We start from the raw sequence: 4,099 nt of genomic DNA on the forward strand, positions 1-4,099 counted from the left end.
ATAGTTATTCGCTCATCTTTAGTCGGAAGAGCAGGATAGCTTATCGGTAGCTAACCGTCCCTCCATCTACATGACCGAGCGTTGCACTTATTATCTGAATTCGCTGAGAACCCATACACCGGCCAGCAATATGTGTTAGAGTCTCGCCATATTTACGATCTAAAACTGATGCAGATTGACCCGTTAGAGTCGCCGAATTTGCTCTGGCTGCTCCAAAAGACGGGCGATGAAGTGCTCGAGTACCGTCAAGCCTTCGACTATTACAGCGCTTGCCGTCAAACGGTAGAAGAGGGCGGAAGTCATGCTTTTATCGGATTCGAACGCCATTTCTCCGCAATGATCGATTTCCTAGGCTTCTAGGACTGAGATAAGCCGGAGTCTGGACACGCATTTTTAGCCACTATCTAATCAGATTGTAACGATGACTCAATCCAGCTATAACGCTGATTCCATTGAGGTTCTCAGCGGCCTTGAGCCCGTGCGTCGCCGCCCGGGCATGTACACCGATACCGTGCGCCCTAACCATTTAGGTCAGGAAGTGATCGACAACAGCGTGGATGAAGCGCTGGCCGGTTACGCCAAGCGCGTGGAAATGATTTTGCACGCCGACCAGTCGCTGGAAGTGATCGACGACGGGCGCGGCATGCCGGTCGATATCCACCCCGAAAAGGGCGTGCCAGCCGTTGAGCTGATTTTCTGCCGCCTACATGCCGGGGGCAAATTCTCCAACAAAAACTATCAGTTCTCCGGCGGCCTGCACGGCGTGGGGATCTCGGTGGTTAACGCCCTCTCCAAACGCGTGGAAGTGACCGTACGCCGTAATGGCAAAATCTATGAAATGGCCTTTGAGAACGGCGATAAGGTTCAGGACCTAGTGGTAACCGGCACCATCGGCAAACGTAACACCGGGACCCGCGTGCAGTTCTGGCCTGATGAATCCTTCTTCGACAGCCCGCGCTTCTCCGTTTCGCGCCTCAGCCACCTGCTGAAAGCCAAAGCGGTGCTCTGCCCGGGCGTTGAAATCGTCTTTAAAGACAAGCTGAACAATACCGAACAGAGCTGGTGCTACGCCGATGGTCTGACCGACTACCTGATGGAAGCGGTCAACGGCCTGCCAACGCTGCCGGAAAAAGCCTTCAAGGGCGCCTACGCCGGAGATGTGGAAGCGGTGGACTGGGCGCTGCTGTGGCTGCAGGAAGGCGGAGAGCTGCTGACCGAAAGCTACGTTAACCTGATCCCGACCATGCAGGGCGGCACGCACGTTAACGGCCTGCGCCAGGGCCTGCTGGATGCGATGCGAGAATTCTGCGAGTTCCGTAATATCCTGCCGCGTGGCGTGAAGCTGTCGGCGGAAGATATCTGGGATCGCTGCTCTTACGTGCTGTCGGTCAAAATGCAGAATCCGCAGTTTGCCGGGCAGACCAAAGAGCGCCTCTCGTCGCGCCAGTGCGCCACCTTTGTTTCCGGCGTGGTGAAAGATGCCTTCAGCCTGTGGCTGAACCAGAACATGCAGGCGGCAGAAATGCTGGCCGAGCTGGCTATATCCAGTGCTCAGCGCCGCCTGCGTGCCGCCAAGAAAGTGGTGCGTAAAAAGCTCACCAGCGGTCCGGCGCTGCCGGGCAAGCTAGCGGACTGCAGCGCGCAGGATCTGAGCCGTACCGAACTGTTCCTAGTGGAAGGGGACTCGGCGGGCGGATCGGCCAAGCAAGCACGCGATCGTGAGTACCAAGCGATCATGCCGCTGAAGGGTAAGATCCTGAACACATGGGAAATCTCCTCGGATGAGGTGCTGGCGTCGCAGGAGGTGCACGACATCTCGGTGGCGATCGGTATCGATCCCGACAGCGAAGATCTCAGCCAGCTGCGCTACGGTAAGATCTGTATCCTTTCGGATGCAGACTCCGACGGTCTGCATATCGCCACTCTGCTGTGCGCGCTGTTCCTGCGTCACTTTCGCACTCTAGTGCAGAACGGCCATGTTTATGTTGCCATGCCGCCGCTCTACCGTATTGACCTTGGCAAAGAGGTCTATTACGCGCTGGATGAGGAAGAGAAAGAGGGCGTACTGGAGCAGCTGAAGCGCAAGAAGGGCAAACCTAACGTGCAGCGTTTCAAAGGGTTAGGCGAGATGAACCCGCTGCAGCTGCGCGAAACTACCCTTGACCCCAATACCCGCCGCCTAGTGCAGCTGACTATCAGCGAAGAAGACGTTACGCAGACGCTGGCAGTGATGGATATGCTGCTGGCGAAAAAACGCTCCGAAGACCGCCGCAACTGGCTGCAGGAGAAAGGTGATATAGCGGAAATCGAGGTGTAATCCAACATTTAAAAATCACCCTTAAAGAGTTACGCGCGTGTGTGTGGCGTGTGTGTGGGGGGGGGGGGGCGACACCAAGTCAATCTTCGCTGCTGCAGATCAGCTGAGTCAAACCACCTCCGGTATCAGCCGTGCGCTGACCGAGGAAGGGCAGATCTTCTTGGAGCACGCCCGCCAGATTATTCGTTCAGTAGAGACCGCCGAAGAGCAGATCGCCCAGCGGCGTGAAATCCCGTCCGGGCGCCTGCGCGTTAATGCCGCTACGCCAGCTGGCGGTTAACAGGATGGGGATTACGCGGATTTCTGACTTTTCTCAGCCGCGAGGATCTGGCTGAGAGGAGATTAGTTGCGGTGCTGGATGCGGAAACGCGTGAGATGCGCCATCCGATCCATGTGGTTTACTACCGCAACAGCACGCTGTCGACGCGCATCAGCTGTTTCTTGGACTATTTCAGCAAGCAGTTCGCCAGCAAAACGCTGTTATAGAATGATTAAGATAAAAGAGCCGCCCCCACATGATGCGATGGTTTAAAACGCCGGCTCTAATACGAAAATCTTCACATCAACCACATCATGCTTAATCGCCGTGCGGTGGCGTTCCATGTGATCGGTCTGCTGATGCTGCTCAAGGTTGCGTAGCGACTCCCAGTGCTCAACCATAAAGATCGAGTCCGGCGAATCCTGCTTCCACGGCACCTAGGCTTTATGGTCGATCAGCGTCTGATAGCTGCCGCAGCCTTCTTCAGGCAGCACGGTTGGCGTTAACGTCTCTATCGCCTGTAAGACAGCAGTACGGCGGCCTAGCTTGATACAAATTTCCGCAATCACGGTCAGCATACTGTTTTCTTTCTTCTCGAATGGGCGAACTACTAGTTAAGCAAAAATTTCGCTCAGATGAGTCCGATAGCGTGCGATGTGGCTGGCAATATCCGACTGTTTGATCACATCGTTACAGATAAAGATCAGCAGACCATCCATGCTGAGGAACTGGTTAGCTTTGTGGAAGTGCAGATACAGGCCGTCGACGCCCACGCCTTCAAAGAACTGCTCAGGGTCGGTAAGCGCCTGCAGCGGTGCATTCCAAGTGAGCGAGAGCATAGAGTTTTTACCCTGCAGCAGGCCGCCTGAACCATATTTTTCGCCGCGTCGGAGCGGGTACGGCCATCGCTGGCGTACAGTTTGCCGTGACCTTAGGTGAACATTTCGTCGATATATTTTTTCAGCGTCCATGGTTTGCCCATCCACCAGTCCGGCATCCGGTAGATCATGGTATCGGCGCCGAGGTATTTTTCAATTTCGTCCGCGACCACGTAACCGTCGTCAACCACCGTGACATCGACCTGGTAAACAGGCATCGCGTAGGAAGCTGGCGGCAACGTTGGTCAGGGTATGGTTTAACTCGCCGTTGCTGCAGGCGAAGGCTTTACCGGCATCAATAATTAAAATCTGGCTCATGAATTTCTCTCAGCTGTGTGCAATTTCTTTGAGACTACAGGGGGACAGCGCCGGGGAAAATGTGGTATCAATCACAATACTCTTGCGTTTTAAGCAACAATGCAGGGATCAGGGCCGACAGCGATAACAATAATGAGAGAACAAGTATGAAGATGAAATCCGGGGTGGCCATCGCCCTGATGCTGGTAGCCGGTGCCGCCAGCGCACAATCGCGCCTTGACCGCGTGATGCAAAGCAAGACCTTAACCGTGTGTACTACCGGAGATGGGGCTGTCCTAGATAAGGTTTAAATTTTACGTTTAACTATCTGTTTTAAAATAGTTAATT

Annotated in this window: 2 protein-coding genes and 5 pseudogenes; 4 read left to right on the forward strand and 3 right to left on the reverse strand. The window is 54.6% G+C overall.

From position 1 onward, the window contains the following. Window positions 1-105: 105 nt before the first annotated feature. The 3 genes and pseudogenes from BBW68_RS13210 to BBW68_RS17050 all read left to right on the forward strand — a co-directional run. Window positions 106-360 (forward strand): annotated as a pseudogene (locus tag BBW68_RS13210) (YqiA/YcfP family alpha/beta fold hydrolase); the annotation flags it as partial. A 61-nt stretch (window positions 361-421) separates the two neighbouring features. After that, window positions 422-2,317, forward strand: a complete 1,896-nt coding sequence (gene parE / locus BBW68_RS13215) for a DNA topoisomerase IV subunit B (protein WP_070135717.1) — start codon at window positions 422-424, stop codon at window positions 2,315-2,317. Continuing rightward, a pseudogene (locus tag BBW68_RS17050) lies at window positions 2,317-2,803 on the forward strand (LysR substrate-binding domain-containing protein). The gene parE and the pseudogene BBW68_RS17050 overlap by 1 nt, the downstream one beginning before the upstream one ends. A 42-nt stretch (window positions 2,804-2,845) precedes the next feature. Here BBW68_RS17050 and BBW68_RS13225 read toward each other — a convergent pair. From BBW68_RS13225 to BBW68_RS20835, 3 genes and pseudogenes are all read right to left on the reverse strand, one after another. After that, window positions 2,846-3,154 (reverse strand): annotated as a pseudogene (locus BBW68_RS13225) (putative quinol monooxygenase). A gap of 36 nt (window positions 3,155-3,190) precedes the next feature. After that, window positions 3,191-3,594, reverse strand: a pseudogene (locus BBW68_RS13230) (NAD(P)H-dependent oxidoreductase); the annotation flags it as partial. A gap of 43 nt (window positions 3,595-3,637) precedes the next feature. After that, a complete protein-coding gene (locus BBW68_RS20835; protein WP_420835353.1) occupies window positions 3,638-3,772 on the reverse strand; it encodes a hypothetical protein in 135 nt (44 codons plus the stop codon). Window positions 3,773-3,918: 146 nt separating this feature from the next. On the opposite strand from BBW68_RS20835, the pseudogene BBW68_RS18075 reads away from it, so the two are divergent. Next, window positions 3,919-4,038 (forward strand): annotated as a pseudogene (locus tag BBW68_RS18075) (transporter substrate-binding domain-containing protein); the annotation flags it as partial. Between the last annotated feature and the right edge of the window lie 61 nt (window positions 4,039-4,099).

This window comes from Candidatus Erwinia dacicola, from assembly GCF_001756855.1.
Lineage (GTDB): Bacteria > Pseudomonadota > Gammaproteobacteria > Enterobacterales > Enterobacteriaceae > Erwinia > Erwinia dacicola.

Excerpts from the sequence above, each read along its gene's own strand:
- parE (WP_070135717.1), top strand. The coding sequence starts at position 422 with ATGACTCAATCCAGCTATAACGCTGATTCCATTGAGGTTCTCAGCGGC.
- BBW68_RS20835 (WP_420835353.1), bottom strand. The coding sequence starts at position 3,772 with ATGAGCCAGATTTTAATTATTGATGCCGGTAAAGCCTTCGCCTGCAGC.